Raw genomic sequence first — 17,201 nt, forward strand, 5'->3', positions numbered from 1 at the left:
GTAGTAATACAGTCTGTACTTAGATAATCCTCTTTTACATATGGCAATGTTTCTATCTCAATATGTAAAAACGGCTGTCCTTATTTGAAATCATAATCTTGTTTTATGACCATCAACAATTTATCACATGTTTCATTATCCATATGAACAATAATCGTTTTTTGCTTTTCGAACACACTATCCTTAAAATGAAACTGTGGACCATAAAACTTTTCGAAATTGAATGTTGAATAGGAAATTGCTTGATTTACAGGTAAAGCTAACCTTTCGTCAAGTCTTAATAATACGTTTCCTGTGGTGATTTGTTCAGTAATAATCCGTGCAAAACCAGACATACTATCTCCTGCTTATCTGTCAATATACTATATAGATACGCTTTATCTTCAAACACAAAATAATCTCTTTTGAATTCAACCCTATTTGTTCAGCCTTGATTTCCACAACATTCAATTCCAAGTATTTTTCTAATTCAAATAATTGAGAGCATCACGGATATGGGTGTGCTTCTCACAATACGACCCGTATAACTCAGTAATATTCACTATTTCATTACTGAAATGAATTTTTCAAAAAGTACTTGACACGATTTTAGATACTTTCTTCTTTGTATGCATCGTTCGAAATACCCTATGTCATCTATATTTTCGCTGTTTTCCAAGGCTTAGAAAACGCTGATAAAAAGCGAATCAAACCCTCATGGTTACTGGGTTTTAAGCCCTCGTCATCAGAATTACCGTCTCCACATGGCTAATAGGGCTTGGATTGATGTGACAACCTATTTTGAGTGGATGAACGCTATATTTTATATAAATTTTCATTTCTCCGTTCATGGNNTGGGAATAAGTCGATGGCACTTTTTTAAGTTCTTACGTTTGTGGGAATATATCAACTATTTTTTATCCATGTTTGAATTTTACTCTCTATTATCGTTGCGTCCAAACTTCCGTTTAATCCATCCTCGGTAATTATCAAATTTCCAAGAGTTTCTGAAATTGCCGCACTTTCATAATTTGCTCTTTTCTCGTCCCAACGCTTTTTATATGATTTATCTCCTAGCATTCCAAGATGCTCTAAATAAGCGGTTTTGCCTTGGTAACGTAGAGTAAAATCAGGAATATAGGTTTTACCACTAACATTTAATGGTTCTTCATAGAAATACTCAATTTTCATCTTATCGAGAATATTAGCCACAATTACTTCGGACTTTGATCTAACCATTTCACCACGAATTGTTTTATGAATCAATTTTTCTTCAAAGTACCGTTTTTGTTTACTAGCCTCTATCTCAATGATGTTTGGAACTTTAAATAAGTCTGTATATCGTTGTTTGGTATCCGAATACCAATCATTCGCATACTGAACTAATTCTTGAATTGACAAATCACTTAATACAATTAGTTTTTCTCTTTGACGAGAAAACGCAGTATACAAAAGTTCTTTTGTAACAAATGAACTTTTACCATTTATGACTACTATGGTTTTGCCAAAGCTAGACCCCTGTGATTTGTGAACTGTAAGAGCATAAGCAAGTTCTAACTTAGAATCGCTATTATCACCACCAAAATCAGCTTTAGTATATGAAAATACTTTTCCTTCAAATGAACCAAAACGGAATTTATACCAACTAGTATTCTTATCATTTTTGCCATAGTGGCTTGGGTAATCCGCCATAATACCAATTTCACCATTTGCAATATATGCTTTCCCCGATGAACCATCCCAGTAATCCTTCTCACCATTTACATTAGATATGACTTTATCTCCGTAAACAATATTTTGAACAGATTGAGGACTGTTATTTGACCATGGATATTTGTTCCATTCCTCGACAATGTCTTGACGATATTTTTGATGGATTTGGTTATTTAAATAGTAACTTCCAGTTCCAATAAATTTTGTAGGAGATAGAATTTGCCAGTCTTCAATATGCCTTCCGGTATTATAATTTGTATATTTACCGTTTTTCTCAGCACCTAAACTTTTATTGAAACCCTCAATATCATCTTTAGTTGTCATATTTGAAATTTCTACCAATTCCTCAAAAAACACTTTTTCTAACTCGTCTAAATCGTTGTATTGAATATATTTAAGACGATTATCTGTTTGTTTGTTTTGAATGTGGTAAATTACATCTTTATCAACTGAATCCAAATTAGAGAATATTTGAGCAAATGATAAATCATCACCACCTGAACCTTGTCTCATCTCAGTTTTCAATATTGCTACCTTTTCTGGATAAGCACTCTCTAAATAATTAATCAAATCGACAAATGGGCGTCCTGCTCCTATTGGAGGTAATTGATTTGGATCTCCTACAAAGATAATTCTTTCAGCATGAGAATCAATAAGCTTTAGTATGCCAGCAAACATATCTTCAGTCAGCATTGAACTTTCATCGATAATAACTGTTTTTGCTATAATTGAACTAGGTTTGCTTGGCATCTTATAAGTCATTGTGTTCCAACTGAAACCTTTTGAACGAATTAAAAATTGTGCCACAGTCATAAACTCAGCTTCAACACTATTCTTCTTAAATGAATTTTCAAGTTGAACTCTTGCTTTTCCAGTAGGTGTCAATGCTAATACTCCACCAGCCTTAATTTCTTTTGAAAAAGCAAAAATTCCCAATGCTGATGTTTTACCCGTCCCTGCTCTTCCCAATAAGACAGATATCTTAGAAGATTCGAGAACCTTTAACGCTGTTGCCTTTTCATCACGAGCCAGTTCATCGTTATCTTCATTATTTTCTTGAAGTTCTCCAAATTGGTCGTCAATAATTTTTCTCCAGTTTTGTTCACTTGATAAACTAGTTCCTAAACGGCTATTCACTATATCGACTATCAATTGTTTATAATCTTGATATTCTTTCAGTTTGATATAAGTATTTTCCACATCAACGTGCAATTCACCTTCCTGCAAGAACTCTAGAACACCTTCAATCTTTTCTGTTTGAAAATCCGTTTTATTATCTAATGGTAATTTGTTAATTTCTTCAACAATTTGATCATAACTGAGTAAAGTATGGCCTTGATTTGCAGCTTGGACTAAAACAAATATCACCATAGCTCTAAATCGGCGTTTATCACTTTCAGTTCTCATTTTAGTTGGTTTCTTGAGAGGATACTTATTTTCCACCAACGGATTCACAAACATTGCATTATCGATTTGAGAAATAGTAACTTGATGTTCGTCCTTTTCTTTTCGTGTAAGTTCGTATAACAGGTATGGGTTTTCAATAATTTTAGCTGCATAATTTTTCAGGTTACCCCAAGAATAAATAGCTTGTTCAACAGAAAGATTCAATCGAGACAAAAGTTCAAAGAATCGAGTTTTGTTTTCATCTCTTAGTAAACCAGAAAATTCATCCTCTTTGTCAGCTAAGCTGTTATCCAATTTTTCTTTTCCAATTTCTTTATCACCTGAAAAGTATAACTTCAATTCAGAAATAAGGTCATTTTCAGAAGTATCAACATGTTTAGCAACATCGAAACCGTATCTAACACCGAAAGCTGATAAAACTGAACCTAATCCTGGGAATATACCACGTTGATTCCAAACGCTTTTTAATTGATTATCAATATAATCAAGTTGAATATTTACCCATTCATGATTGGCTTCTTTTAGCTCGAGTTTAGCTATATTTTTCAATACAGTTTTCGCTTGATTTAGCACATCAATAGCCGCATCGTAGCAAACCCATTCAACTGCATATGAAAATTCCAATCTAAAACCTGCTGGTTCAAACAATGTGACACTCGCTACATCAAAATCAGGATGCTTTTTTGCATACTCGGAAATTTCAAGATATGGCATTAAAAAGCCATCTTTACCATCTACTCTTATTGAATGAGCTGCATTTGTCTCCCAAATGTAGTTTTTTTCGTCACTGCTTCCATCAGACTCATACTCCTTAATTTCTACATTTGATACTATATTTCCCATTCCTGCAATTACACGCCTATTATCATCGATAAACGGAACTTGTTTGTAATATGGAAATATCAATGAATTGTGCGGACTAATTCCGGAAAAGAAGTAGTCGAAAATCCCTTTTTGAGATTCTCCATGCGATACCCACGAACTTGACCAGCTCAGCATTTGTTCTGTTTTTTCTAAGTCAAAATAAAAATTGTAATACTTTTGTTTCTCACTGGCATTATCCTTTAAAGTCCATGAAAATGGACGCAATAAAAATGAATACGGGTTCATCTCAAAAGTTGTTTCTTCAAAATGCTTGAACTTAGCATTTCCTTTTTTATATGGATGGTTCATTTTAAGATAAAGCTTAGTATCACTCATGAACGCCGCGTTCTCTGTAATCCAGTTTTGCATTTTTACCGGTCCTACTTGTTTGTAACTTTTACCTTTATTTGTTTCCTCAAACTCCAAGTCCCGTGACGATGCAATGTTGGGAATTACTTGAGCAGCTACATTATACCTAGGATTATTGTCAATTCGCCCAGTATAATCGTTATCTTTCCACGGAATTCTTGTTGAAAAGTGTTGTACATAGTTTGTTTGTGGTTTAACTTTCTTACACATTAGCCCTCTCCTCCTAAACCTCTATTACATAATATCTGATATTATTATAAACCGGTCTCCAGAAAAACTCTCTGGTATACTGACATGGAAGTATTTCTTATCAATTTTAATGCTTTTTCATTCGGTATAGAACTTAATTATTCTGTTTTCTCCTGATTTTTTTGCTCTATTGGTCGATATATTTGCACATCAACCGCCGTATCTTCACTTCGAACTTCATAACATTTTTCAGGCAGTCTATATACATTTACACTTTGATGTCCAGTTGAAAAAGCATTTTCCTCCAAGTATTGAGCATTACCAAATATATGTTGTTCCAAGTCATGCGTTTGGAATTCTACATACGAATCGCTACTTTTAAAAAGCTGCTCTACACGTTTTACCAAATGTAAATTGCCAACATTTTCTGTATTATCGTCTGGCATTACGACAAACAGGTAATCTTTTGCACGGCTTATGGACACGTTAATAATATTACTTTTATTTAAGAACATATCTTTGCCCACAGTAATTGTTGGAGGTGTATTAAACACCACAAAAATAATATCACATTCATCTCCCTGGAATCCGTGAATTGTTCCAACCTGAACATCAATTTCTTTTGGAATTTCGGCGGAACCAATTAATTTCTCAATCAAATCCGCTTGTGCTCTATAGGGAGCAATGATACCTATTTTAAACAAATCTCCACAATTTGCATTTGCAATTAGATTCGATAAATATGATACGAACTCAAAAGTAAATAATGCAGAATAGATTTGATACGAACTACTATGCTGTAATCTTTTTGAGCGGTATATGCTCTCGTATTTACTTACTGGAAACTTGATTATATTGAGTGCGTTGACCTTAAGTTTGTCATCAATGTTTAATTGCTTTTTACTATCCTCACCTCTATAATGCTCTAGAATTCCACCGTAGGCGAACTTACTAAATACGGATCCAACCGATGGAATACTACGGTACTGTGTTGTAAGCAACTCCACTTTATAATCATAAGGAATAGTTTTTGGGTTCACAAATGAGTCCAAATGTACCATTGTATAAATGTTTTCGTTCTTCCACAAATCTACTGATGTAATAGGCTCAATCTGAAAAGGGTCACCTGCAATTATGAACTTCTTAGGAGTTTTCTTGTATAAAGGATATACAATATTAACCAGAGGAATCATTGATGCTTCGTCAATAATAACGCAGTCCCATTTTATTCCATTTAAGAAGATACGAGAACCTTGTGGCATGAAGAAATCATATGGGAATCGTGCAATCGTTGTTACTGTAACATTTTTATTTAATGTACGAATATCAAATGTTTTATCACGATATACCTGACTCTGTTCAATAAGTTCATCACCAGTACCACCAAATCTTACTAACCACTCGTTATAAGATAGATCTTTGTCCATCACTTCCATTATTCTTCGCACCAAAACATCGGCTGCTTTGTTTGTAGGTGTTAATACTAAAACCTTCAAATCCTGATTGCTAAACATAAGAGGCACAAGAACATTTTTAGCTAGATGAGTTGTTTTTCCTGTTCCCGGAGGACCAAATACAAACTCTATATTTTCACATAGGTTTTCTTGCATATTGAAATCAGCATCGTAATCCAGTTCATCAAACTGTTTACGAAGTTCCTCTAACAAGAATACCGGACTTCTGGCATCAATACGTGCCTCTGTTACTTTTGATAAATCGAGGTCTTCAATGTCCACATGAGACTTCAGTTTCACACGCAAAGCATATGATTTAACATTTGCCACCTCAATAGCTAAAGTCTTTGTCTGCTCTCCAAAACGAAGAACTAGTGGAATATCAGCTAAATCCTCCATAAATTGTGGAATATATCGATTTGACTGTTTCAAAATAAGTGTCCTATGTGTACCCGGTTCACGTTCCACACGAGTAAAACTAATTGACACTTCTTTGCTGTTCATATTGTTAGTATTACTATTTAATGCCTCAAGCTCTAAAAGAGCCTTAAACCATCCATACGAATATCTATCAGCTTCTAAAGCACGTTGTTGCAATTCCTCTTGATAAGCAATTTTATCAATAACTTTTGCAGCTTTTTGCTTTTCTAGTTCAGCTTTTCGACTAAAGTCCACTGAAGAAGGTGTGAATTCATCTGCATCTATATCTTCAAATTCATTCATAGGAGAATCGTCATATGCCATAGGGGTGGGATTGGTTCTTTTAATGATATCTTTAGCAACCCTAGAAATTACCTGATGAATTTTCTTTATCGGATCTTGTTCTTTTTCATCTTCATCTTCAGAATCGTGAATATCATCAAAGATTTCATCGTCCATATCATCATCAGATATATTATGGCCAGAAGCATATCCGTTCAAAGCGTTATTTTCCAACGCTCTCCTACGTTTGATTTGTGCCATTTCTTCTAAGTCTTCTTCTGTCAAGCCTAGTTCATCACAACGTTTTGCAAACTCTATACGCTCCCTTTGCATATCGGATAGATTGCTATCATCCTCTTGGTCATAAATATATTCTCCCTCAACTGAAATACCTAAGAAACTCAATAGTTCGGGTGCCTCTTCAACTTCTACATCATATATTTCAGAAAGAGTAGTTAATGATACCTTGCCTGGAGAAACGAACTCTCCTTTATTATTCATCAACCAGCTAGATGAGCAAAGTAAATTTGCAATAGATGAAGTAAAACTCTGGCTTTTTGATGAATAATAAAAATATGAACAAGTACCTGTTAATAATTTTTTTAATCCCCCATATATGCATTTTGTAGAAATAATGCTAATTAGTTGTTTCCACAACACAATAGATTTTTCTTTTGATTCATTTTTTTCAATAAAATTAACGATTTCTTTACAACCATCTATATATTTTTCATTATATGTATAAGTTGATGTGGAACATGGTTTCGGCAAATCACGTCTGTTATTTATTTCATCCTGCTCTAGTTCTTTATCATATACATTTACGCTTTTCTTAATACCTAATTCAGTTAGAAATGATATTAAATATTTCTCATTTGATTCACCAACAAGTTTTTTATAAGTATCATAATCAATAAAGCATGTAGAAGGTTTGCTTTCAAAATATTCAACCAGCTCATCAGTGGGCAAATATAGTTCTTTCGCTTTACCTCTATAAATTTTCGGATTATTTTTAGCATAATATTTAATAAATCCACAATCTCTTATCTCGTCAATGAAATCATCAACTTCTTCCTGCAAACATTTGCGGTAATACCTAAAAAACAACATAAAATGTGGGTCTGTATCAATTGCAACATTATTTTTGTACTGTGGAAGAATAACGTTATAAATTCGGTCACGAATAGAAGGCTTAGCTACACCTATCTTTACAATGAATTCTGCAGTTTCCTTGTTGCTCAACAATTCTTCGTTGACTGTTCTGTAACCCGCAATATCTTGTACCGGTAAGAATAAAATCAAATGTTGCTCTTCATCAAAAGCAGCAACAGCATTTGAATCTTGGTCTAAAAATATAGGTGCAACCTTAGCCAACTCCGTACGATGACTCGTTTCAGATATCCATTTATAAAAACGATGTAACCATTCTATTGATTGCTTTTCAATGAAGGCTTTATCAATACCATTTATGTCTTTGATTCGATTGTATCCATAACCACTAAAACGCCCTTTTATCAAATGGTCTTCATTAAGTCCTGTTTTTGTTATTGAATCTATATATGGGAATAAATCTTTATTATTACGCTGAACTTCATCTCGCCCCAGAGAAACAAATGCCCATTTTGCATCTCTGTTCCCACAGATATCTGCAAGCTGAGAATCAGAAAACAACTGTGATAAAAACGGAACTGCTGCCCAGTATGCATTTTCTACCGTAGTATATCCATTTTTCGTAGGTATCAGTTTTTCATTGTCAAATGCATTCTTAATCGCACTATAAAAAGGCTTGAAAGATATACGGCTTGTATCATCCACGTCGCAAAAAGCATCTTCCTTGATAGGAATAATTGAAAAAATATCATCTGTAATTAATTGTACTGATGTTCTTTCTCCAATATCTCTCAAATAAAGCATTGAATCTGCTGCAAGTTCTGACAACATATTAATCAAATTATTATTGTGTGTAACTCCAGCTCTAATACCTTCACGGCTATCCGTCAAAAGAAATGGAGCATGGACTAAAAAATTCAATCCTGTTGTTTCTTTTGTTGGGAAAAAGCAAAATGCAGATTCATTTGCTGGTGTTAAGTGATTATTCCCATCAAGAAAAAATCCCACGGAGTATTTAAATTCACCATAAAAACGGCTAAATACCCATAAATACTTAGATGTAATACTTTTGCCACTATTTTTCATTAAACAAATCTTTTCTGCGATAGTATCTTCAAATTCATATGTTTCTTCTATACTTTTTCCGTAGAGACCTATAAGATTTACAATCTCAAAAGAAATATCAAGAAGACTTGTTAAAAACAAAACAGGGTATGACACCCCCTTTAATTTCCCTTCGATATCCTTATAAGTTTCAACCGGATTTCTATCCTCATGATCAAACGGAAACACAAATAATGTTTCATCTGGTCTTCTATATGGAAAATCTGCTTCTAATGCAATAGGAACAATATAACGATTTATACAAAAACGAAAATTCGGGTCATAAATACATGGAGTCGCAGTGTATTGGAATACAGCTTTAAATCCCACACCAAATTTACCTATTTTATTTTCTTGAGTTTTTTTATTCGAAAAAGCAATACCAGTAATCGCATTGATGTCACCTAGATTACCTTCTTTTGAATCTTTATCTTCAGTCTCAGGGTTGCTAATTGAAAAATGACGTTTTCCATTATGCGCAAAAATCAATTTATCCGACTCAAGTATAAAACGAGCCGATGTTGCCCCCGCATCATCAGCATTTTGTATTAATTCATAGATAAAATGTGCCTGGTCAGAATACTTTTCCACAATACTTCTCCACATTTCTCTGTTAGACGGCTTTTCAAATGTATCTGCACTATCACCACGATCTTTATTAAGTGCGTTAAAATATCTTTTTTCTACTTCATTCATAATGATTAACCCCCTAGATTTTCATATTATTTAATCAATAATGTATTTAAGCAGTTTCCAAAACCATACATTTTTTGCTAATATAATTAGCTTTTTAAATTCATCTTATCTTTAATTCACTATTCAACTCTTCAGTATATATCTCTAATATATTAAGAAGTTTATCAGTTTCAGGATTTTTGATTAATACCAACAGCAAGCTTAGAAAAGTATTCCATGATAACTTAGCTTTCTTATTTTCTACCTGCATTATAGTGTGTCTTGAAACACCAATTAAATTAGCTAATTGTACTTGTGTTAATCCTAACTTTGTTCGAAGCATTGCTAAATTATCTGCCATATTTGCTGTTATTTTTTCTCTAACTAACGCTATATTATTGTTTTCCAAAGCACACTCACCTCTTTTGTAAAAATTTTACCATTTAAATATATCGCAAAATTTTACATTTTACAATTGATACAGACAAAATGTTGAAAATAATGACTTCAAATCGTAATAAAAGCACCAACCAGAAAACATTTTTTCCAAAATTGGTGCTTATAATATTTCTTTACATCTTGACCTCAACCTCTACCCCAGATTTAGATTCTACCTTTAACTTATCCTCATACACAATAATCTTTCCAATCAAACTCCTTATCAACTGCTCATATCATTCATCAATAAGCGTTGGTTGTTCCTTTAGAAAAGCTTTCATATCAAGAAGTTTTTGCCCCACTACTTTCTTTTCTGCATCTTCTGCTAAAGCATTATGCTTTTCCTCTCGCAGCCGATAAATTTCATCGGCAATATCGTTATAGTCCTCTTTAGAATTGGCACGTACTAATAGTTGCTTTTTTAATTCTTCTAACTTCTTCTCTATTTCAGCTACTGCACTGGTATCCTGCTCATTAATTACCGTTTCTATATTATTGCTAAGAACTTCTATAAAATCATCCTTTTGCCCTAGCAGTTCATTAATAGCTTTTATAACTGCATCCTTTAATAACTCCTCAAGCATTGTCCTCGAATTGCAAGCTAGACCTGTGTTCTCAAGTCTGCTGATGCACCTCCAAACAATAGATTTCTTGCCTAGGTTCTTCCAATGAATTCTGCATTATATCTCTTCACATTCCCCACTGCTACTAATATGACATATCCTTCTTCTAATTAGTTCTTCCTAAATATAGTGAAACATTTCTTTTGAAATGATGGCTGGATGTCTATCTTCTACATAATATTATTTAACATAACCTCTATTCTTAACTCTCTTTTTTATTAAAAAATCTATTGTTATTGATTTATGAAGAAGTTAATATCCTATATCTCTTCATTTATTAGAATTAATGTATTTGTATTATTATTTTAAATTAAACTACAAAATAACATTCTCACTCCACAAAACAGCAATTTAATATTGACACTTATAGATATAAATGCTAATTTACAATTAGTGGTATTAAGATACACCCTAACAATAGGAGAGCATAAAGTAAATGAATAAATTATTAGGAGGTGCTACTAATGGCAACAAGAGGGAAAAGTATAAATCTGTTCTTAATGGATGGTAATGCAAACGGTCGTATGAAATGTACCCTTGCCAACTGGACAGGTGTTGCATATAAAATTCCACGTACTGAGTTAGATAAATGTAAAGAACGAGATGATCTAAAACAGAGTGGTGTTTACTTTCTATTTGGTACGTCAGACCAAACTGGGAAAAATGTTGTTTACATAGGTCAAGCAGGTGCAAGAAAAAATGGTGAAGGAATTCTCAATCGCTTGCAGGAACATAAACGTAATGCTGAGAAAGATTATTGGACAGAGGCCATTGTTTTCACAACCTCTAACAATTCATTTGGTCCCACCGAGATTAGTTATCTTGAAAATCGTTTCTGTAATCTTGCAATGCAGGCAAACCGCTACACTATTAAGAACGGAAACGACCCAACTCCAGGCAATATTACCGAGGAAAAAGAAAGCGAACTAGAGGAATTTATAGATTATGCAAAAATCATTATGGGGACACTTGGACATAAGGTATTCCTACCATTTACAGAGCCAAAAACTGTTCTTTCTAAAGCTACCACTGACAATGAACCAGAATTGATTCTATATCTTAAGAGAAAGAGTAGAAAAAGTGGGCAGCTAATTGAAGCTTCTTGCAAGCAGACTAGTGAAGGTTTTGTCGTTTTAAAAGACAGCCATATTGAAACAATAGATTCTCCAAGTATCCCTGTGGGAATTAAGGAATCCCGAAAAAACGCAAAAATAGATGAACAAGAAGTATTACAAGAGGATGTTCTATTTAATAGCCCTTCCTATGCTGCTGCTTTCGTTATTGGTGGTCATGTAAATGGTCTAACTGAGTGGAAAACTACAGAAGGAAAAACCTTGAAAGAGCTTGAAGAAAAACAATAAAAATTAGGATTTCCAGGACTGAAGGTCACTGCTATGAATTTAGCAGCAACATTTTCAATCTCGGAAATCCTTTATATTTAGGGCATTTCTATTTCATAATACCAAAACACTACTTGTAAGCTTAACAACCGCCTCAGCAGTAGTCTCCTACCAATCATCCGTCGCTACCGCTCGGATTCTTGGGGAGCCCTTGCATGGGTGGCACTCTTAAAACTCACTAATTCGCTTTGCTCTTCGTGAGTTTTGTGACCACCTCAACATGCGGCGTATGCGGGAACATATCCATAACTTTCACCTTTTCCACTTTATATCCATTAGCAGTTAATACTTCTAAGTCTACTGCTAGTGTTTTAGGGTTACAGGATACGTAGATTATTTCTTTGGCATCAAATTTTATAACGTAGTCTAGTGCTACTGGATGTACTCCTGGTCTTGGTGGGTCTAGGATTATTATGTCTGGTTTTTCTGTTACATTTTTTATGGTTACTGCTACATCTCCTGCTATGAATTCACAGTTGTTTAGGCCGTTGATTTTAGCATTTTCTTTTGCAGCTTCTACGGCTTCTTCTATTAGTTCTATACCTACTACTTTTTTTGCTTTTGGAGCTACTATTTGTCCTATGGTTCCTGTTCCGCAGTATAGGTCAAAGACTACTTTGTCTTCTGATTCACCTATGAAGTCTCTTACTATAGAGTAAAGTTTCTCGGCTCCTTTAGTATTAGTTTGGAAGAAGGCAAAGGGATTTATTTTAAATTTTAATCCTAGAAGCTCTTCTATTATATAGTCTTTTCCATGTAGTATTTCTACAGAGTCTGCTTGAACTACATCTGATAGAGAATCATTTAGGGTATGGATTATTCCTGTCAGCTCTCCTTTTAGATTTAATCCTTTTAAAACATCTACAAAGGCTGTGAAGTCATATTCTACTTGGGTAGTTGTAACTACGTTAACTAATATTTCTCCTGTGTTTATAGCCTTTCTTACTACTAGATTTCTTAAAAAGCCTTCATGTTTTAAGATTCTATAATAAGGAAGGTTTTCTCCTCTGAAGTGGTTTATGGTTGCATTTATTATAGCTCTGAAGTCTTCATCTACTATTTGACAGTTATGTACTGATACTATGGCAAAGCTTTTTCCTTTAGCATGCATTCCTAGTGTTAGTTCTCCACCTTTTTCAAAGTCTCCAAAGGTGAATTCCATTTTATTTCTGTATTCATAGTGAAGTGGGCTGCTTTCTATTCCTAGGTACTCATAATCTGTTATACCCTTGTTATCTAAAAGTGCCTTTACTTGTTCTTCTTTAAATTTAAGTTGAGTGTCTAGTGATAAGTCTCCTTGACTACATCCTCCACAAATTCCAAAGATATCGCAGGCTGGCTTTACCTTGTAATCTACATCTTCTAAGACTTCAAGAAGTTTAGCTTCTACTCCATTGGAATTTTTTTTAGTTACTCTTGCTCTAACCTTTTGCCCGGGCAATGCACTTTTTATAGCTACTTTTTCTCCTTCATGGAAGGCAACTCCCTTTCCTGGAAATTCTGTACCCTCTATGATAAATTCATATTCTTTTCTCTTTCTCATGTTTATCTCCTTATCTAATAAAATTCTATGGTTAATTTTAATTTTTTATTTAAAAATAATTTCATTTATTAGGTATATTTATAAGTTTTAATTGAATTTTTTACCCTCTATATTAGAGGTTCCAAATATGACTCTGAAAATCACAAAAATCTCTGAAACCCGCATAAACAGAACAAATAGTTAACTAGTTATATAGTTTCCTAGGTAAATATTTATATAGTTATATTGTTTTATTGTTCCCTATTTAACTATTTTAATATTTCTATAGTTTTATATTTAAATAGGTTTATAGTTTCCTAGATATATTGTTTTCTAGTTAAATAGGTGTATATTTAGGCATCTGAAAATAAATAACAAGTCAAAGATGGGAAGTATTTTTTGAAGATGCCTTATTTGAAATTACCTAGTTTATTATATATTATCCCCCAGATTTTATCTAGGCTTTTATGGTATATCCCTAGGAATTTTAAAGCTTCTCCTTACACTGAGTGTGGCAACTCTTAGTATTATGGCATATATGTGGCTTAATTGACATAAAATATAGGAAGTTGATATAATGGTTAAAACTGTGGAAAACTTTGAGTTAACTTTTAGAATATCTTTAAAGGGGTGAGGTTATACTGTGAGATCTAAAAAAGAAAATACTAAAGCACTGATAGTTGATAGCTTTAAAAAGTTAATGACTCAACATTCCTTTGATAAGATAACTATAAAAATGATTACTGATGAGGCAAAATTAATAAGACCCTCCTTTTATAACCACTTTGCTGATAAGTATGAATTGCTTGAATGGATTTGTTATAAGGATATATTTGAAGGTGCAACCCTTCTTATAGATAATAAAATGTTTAATGAGACAATTCTTTTTATTCTTACTAGAATAGAAAATAATAAAGATTTTTATATTAAAGCTATGAAAATAGAAGGACAAAATTCCTTTGAGAGTATAATATATAAATTTCTTCTTAAGATGTTTGAAGAATTGTTCTCTGTGCTAGATATAGAAAATATGAATTTTGAAGGAATTCTTACCGCTTCTGAAATTGCTAATTATTACTCTAGAGGTTTAACCTATTTCTTAATTACTTGGCTTAAGAAAGGTGTACAAGTTCCTGCTCATGAGCTAGCTGAAAAATATTATTTACTACTTTCTAATTCCTTGGAAGATATTGTGTTCAAGCCATTATAAAAAGTTATGGGCTTTAACAAAATATCTTACTAATCTTATATAAAATATTGAAGATGCACTTTAATATTATTGTTAGCGAATGCCATTTGCAGGGATATTAGATTTACTTAGTATTTATGAATGGTAAAATCGTTAAGCAACACAACTTGTTTGAGTGTATACGAGTTGTTGTGTTGTAGATTTTACCTTGAATAAATGCTTTAGTAAATCAATATTCCGAAACGGCTGAGCGTTAATAATATAAGTGCTTATTCAATATTTATTTAGATTAGCTTATTTTGTTAAAGCCCCTACTTAACCTATCATAAAACAATTAAATAGATTTGTTTTAAAGCAACTACATAAGTTGCTTTTTGTTTTTTTTCATATACATTTAGGGCAAAGTGTATTTTTACATAAAAATCTATATTGACTATAATTTAAGAAAACAGATTATGAAAGGAAGATGCTTATGAGTGTTCTGGAAGTAATCATAGTATCAATAGGATTGTCTTTAGATGCATTTACAGTGACAGTATGTACAGGTGCAACTCAACCTTATCTAAAAAAGCGTATGGATTTTATTGTTGGCCTAGCATTTGGGGGAATACAAGCTATTATGCTTACTATTGGAATGATGATTACCAAGTTTCCAGTAAGCTCAATTTATTCTGAAACTTTTAAATCCATCAATCAATGGTTTTCTGCAATTATTTTCATTTTCTTAGGACTGAAGATGATAAAAAATGCTATGACTATTAAATCCATCAATGAGCAAAGGGAAAGTTTTAACTATAGAAATATTTTTTCCTTAGCCTTTGCAACTAGTATAGATGCTTTAGTATTAGGAATTGGTTTTGCTCTAATGCGTACTGAAATCATTATAGATATGTTTATCATATTTGTAATAACAGGAATTTCATCTATCATTGGACTAAGGGTAGGCTACCGTGTGGGTGATAAGTACAGAGTTGCTGTTAATATATCTGGTAGCGTTATATTGCTTATTATGGGAGTAAAAATGATACTTTCTTACTTTAAAATTATTTAAAATGGGGGATGGCTTATGTTAAATGTAAAATATAAAATTGAAAAGGCTGCTTTAAAACAAGGACTTGGATACTTAAAGAAAAATCCTGAGAAAAACTTTGAGAAAATTGTTCACTGGCTAAGAAAATTTGATACTGAAAATTTATATACTCCTCAATATGATGCCATTGAAGGATTTTTAAAGGAGAAGGATAATAACTGGGTAGAGCTTATGACTAAATTAGCAAAAGAAGTGGACCCTCATATTTTAGAGACTGTGTTTAGTAACTTCCTTCTTAATTCTTCTATTAGAGGTTGGAGTGAATCTAGGAAGAAATCTAAAGAGTATGGATATGAAATTCCCTTTACTCTACTTATAGACCCTACTACTGCTTGTAATAAAAAATGTATAGGATGTTGGGCTGCTGATTATAACAAAGCTTTAAATTTAAGCTATGATGAATTAGATAATTTACTTATTCAAGGTAAGGATTTAGGTATCTTCTTCTATATAATGACTGGTGGTGAACCTTTAGTTAGAAAGAATGATATTTTAAAATTAGCTAAGAAACATAACGATTGTGTATTTATGATATTTACTAATGGAACCTTAATTGACCAAGCTTTCTGTGAAGATCTATGTGAAGTTGGAAATATAGTTCCTACTATTAGTGTTGAAGGTTTTGATGATGCTACTGATGCAAGACGTGGTGATGGTTCTTGGAAGGATATCACTCGTGCTATGGCTCTTATGAAAGAAAATAGAGTTCCATTTGGATTCTCAACTTGCTTTACAACTAATAACTGTGACAGCGTTTTATCTGAAGAATTTATAGATATGATGATAGATATGGGTGCTTATTTCTCTTGGTACTTTACTTTTATGCCTATAGGCTGCAAAACAGACACTTCCCTAATGGCTAATCCTGATCAAAGAGAGAAACTATATCGTACTATAAGAGGTTGGCGCTCTACTAAACCAATATTTAATATGGACTTCTGGCACGATGCTGAATATGTTGGTGGTTGCGTTGCTGGTGGAAGACGATACTGCCATATTAATGCTAATGGAGATGTGGAACCTTGTGTATTCTGCCACTACTCCAGTGCTAATATAAAGGAAGTACCTTTAATTGAAGCTCTAGGACAGCCACTGTTTATGGAATACCAAAAGAATCAACCTTTTAATAAGAATCAATTTAGACCTTGCCCAATTCTTGATAATGCTCCAAAGATTGCAGAGATGGTTAAGGCTTCTGGTGCTAAATCTACAGAGTATGTAGATCCTGAAAATGTAGAAGATTTAGTAGCTAAAACTATAGACTATGGTGAAACTTGGGCTAAACGTGCTGAACCATTATGGAAAGAAAATTTAATGTGTAAAAATAAATAAACTATGCCCCATTGGGTAAGGAATTTTACTCCTGGCCTATG

10 protein-coding genes are annotated in these 17,201 nt (G+C 33.1%); 4 read left to right on the top strand and 6 right to left on the bottom strand.

All coding sequences use genetic code 11. The features are described 5' to 3' along the window. Positions 1-80 precede the first annotated feature (80 nt). The 5 genes from B3630_RS13065 to B3630_RS13085 all read right to left on the bottom strand — a co-directional run bounded on the left by B3630_RS13065 (position 81) and on the right by B3630_RS13085 (position 10,588). The gene (locus tag B3630_RS13065) at positions 81-335 is read right to left on the bottom strand and encodes a hypothetical protein (RefSeq protein ID WP_346898836.1); all 255 of its coding nucleotides are present in this window, start codon (positions 333-335) and stop codon (positions 81-83) included. Positions 336-885: 550 nt separating this feature from the next. Further along, a complete protein-coding gene (locus tag B3630_RS13070) occupies positions 886-4,542 on the bottom strand; it encodes an ATP-dependent DNA helicase (protein ID WP_346898838.1) in 3,657 nt (1,218 codons plus the stop codon). 137 nt (positions 4,543-4,679) lie between these two features. Next, positions 4,680-9,587, bottom strand: a complete 4,908-nt coding sequence (locus B3630_RS13075) for an AAA domain-containing protein (protein ID WP_346898840.1) — start codon at positions 9,585-9,587, stop codon at positions 4,680-4,682. Between the two features lie 100 nt (positions 9,588-9,687). Then, positions 9,688-9,975 (bottom strand): helix-turn-helix transcriptional regulator, encoded by a 288-nt coding sequence (locus B3630_RS13080; protein ID WP_346898842.1) that lies wholly within the window; start codon positions 9,973-9,975, stop codon positions 9,688-9,690. A 265-nt stretch (positions 9,976-10,240) separates the two neighbouring features. Next, positions 10,241-10,588, bottom strand: coding sequence for a DNA recombinase (locus B3630_RS13085; RefSeq protein ID WP_346898844.1), 348 nt, complete (start codon positions 10,586-10,588; stop codon positions 10,241-10,243). Between the two features lie 503 nt (positions 10,589-11,091). Here B3630_RS13085 and B3630_RS13090 point away from each other — a divergent pair. Beyond that, positions 11,092-11,988, top strand: coding sequence for a GIY-YIG nuclease family protein (locus B3630_RS13090; protein ID WP_346898846.1), 897 nt, complete (start codon positions 11,092-11,094; stop codon positions 11,986-11,988). A 217-nt stretch (positions 11,989-12,205) separates the two neighbouring features. Here the strand turns inward: B3630_RS13090 and rlmD are convergent, their stop codons facing one another. Beyond that, a complete protein-coding gene (rlmD, locus tag B3630_RS13095) occupies positions 12,206-13,570 on the bottom strand; it encodes a 23S rRNA (uracil(1939)-C(5))-methyltransferase RlmD (RefSeq protein WP_346898848.1) in 1,365 nt (454 codons plus the stop codon). 622 nt (positions 13,571-14,192) lie between these two features. On the opposite strand from rlmD, the gene B3630_RS13100 reads away from it, so the two are divergent. From B3630_RS13100 to B3630_RS13110, 3 genes are all read left to right on the top strand, one after another. Further along, positions 14,193-14,759 carry a TetR/AcrR family transcriptional regulator C-terminal domain-containing protein gene (locus B3630_RS13100; protein ID WP_346898850.1) on the top strand — a complete coding sequence of 189 codons (567 nt, stop codon included), beginning with the start codon at positions 14,193-14,195 and terminating at the stop codon, positions 14,757-14,759. A 451-nt stretch (positions 14,760-15,210) separates the two neighbouring features. After that, a complete protein-coding gene (locus tag B3630_RS13105) occupies positions 15,211-15,789 on the top strand; it encodes a manganese efflux pump MntP family protein (RefSeq protein ID WP_346898852.1) in 579 nt (192 codons plus the stop codon). A gap of 15 nt (positions 15,790-15,804) precedes the next feature. After that, positions 15,805-17,160, top strand: coding sequence for a radical SAM protein (locus B3630_RS13110; protein ID WP_346898854.1), 1,356 nt, complete (start codon positions 15,805-15,807; stop codon positions 17,158-17,160). Positions 17,161-17,201 lie beyond the last annotated feature (41 nt).

This window comes from Clostridium sp. UBA7503, from assembly GCF_002477055.1.
Taxonomy (GTDB): domain Bacteria; phylum Bacillota; class Clostridia; order Clostridiales; family Clostridiaceae; genus Clostridium_J; species Clostridium_J sulfidigenes.

Coding starts and splice junctions, on each gene's coding strand:
- B3630_RS13065 (WP_346898836.1), bottom strand. CDS start 335: ATGTCTGGTTTTGCACGGATTATTACTGAACAAATCACCACAGGAAAC.
- B3630_RS13070 (WP_346898838.1), bottom strand. CDS start 4,542: ATGTGTAAGAAAGTTAAACCACAAACAAACTATGTACAACACTTTTCA.
- B3630_RS13075 (WP_346898840.1), bottom strand. CDS start 9,587: ATGAATGAAGTAGAAAAAAGATATTTTAACGCACTTAATAAAGATCGT.
- B3630_RS13085 (WP_346898844.1), bottom strand. CDS start 10,588: ATGCTTGAGGAGTTATTAAAGGATGCAGTTATAAAAGCTATTAATGAA.
- B3630_RS13090 (WP_346898846.1), top strand. CDS start 11,092: ATGGCAACAAGAGGGAAAAGTATAAATCTGTTCTTAATGGATGGTAAT.
- rlmD (WP_346898848.1), bottom strand. CDS start 13,570: ATGAGAAAGAGAAAAGAATATGAATTTATCATAGAGGGTACAGAATTT.
- B3630_RS13105 (WP_346898852.1), top strand. CDS start 15,211: ATGAGTGTTCTGGAAGTAATCATAGTATCAATAGGATTGTCTTTAGAT.
- B3630_RS13110 (WP_346898854.1), top strand. CDS start 15,805: ATGTTAAATGTAAAATATAAAATTGAAAAGGCTGCTTTAAAACAAGGA.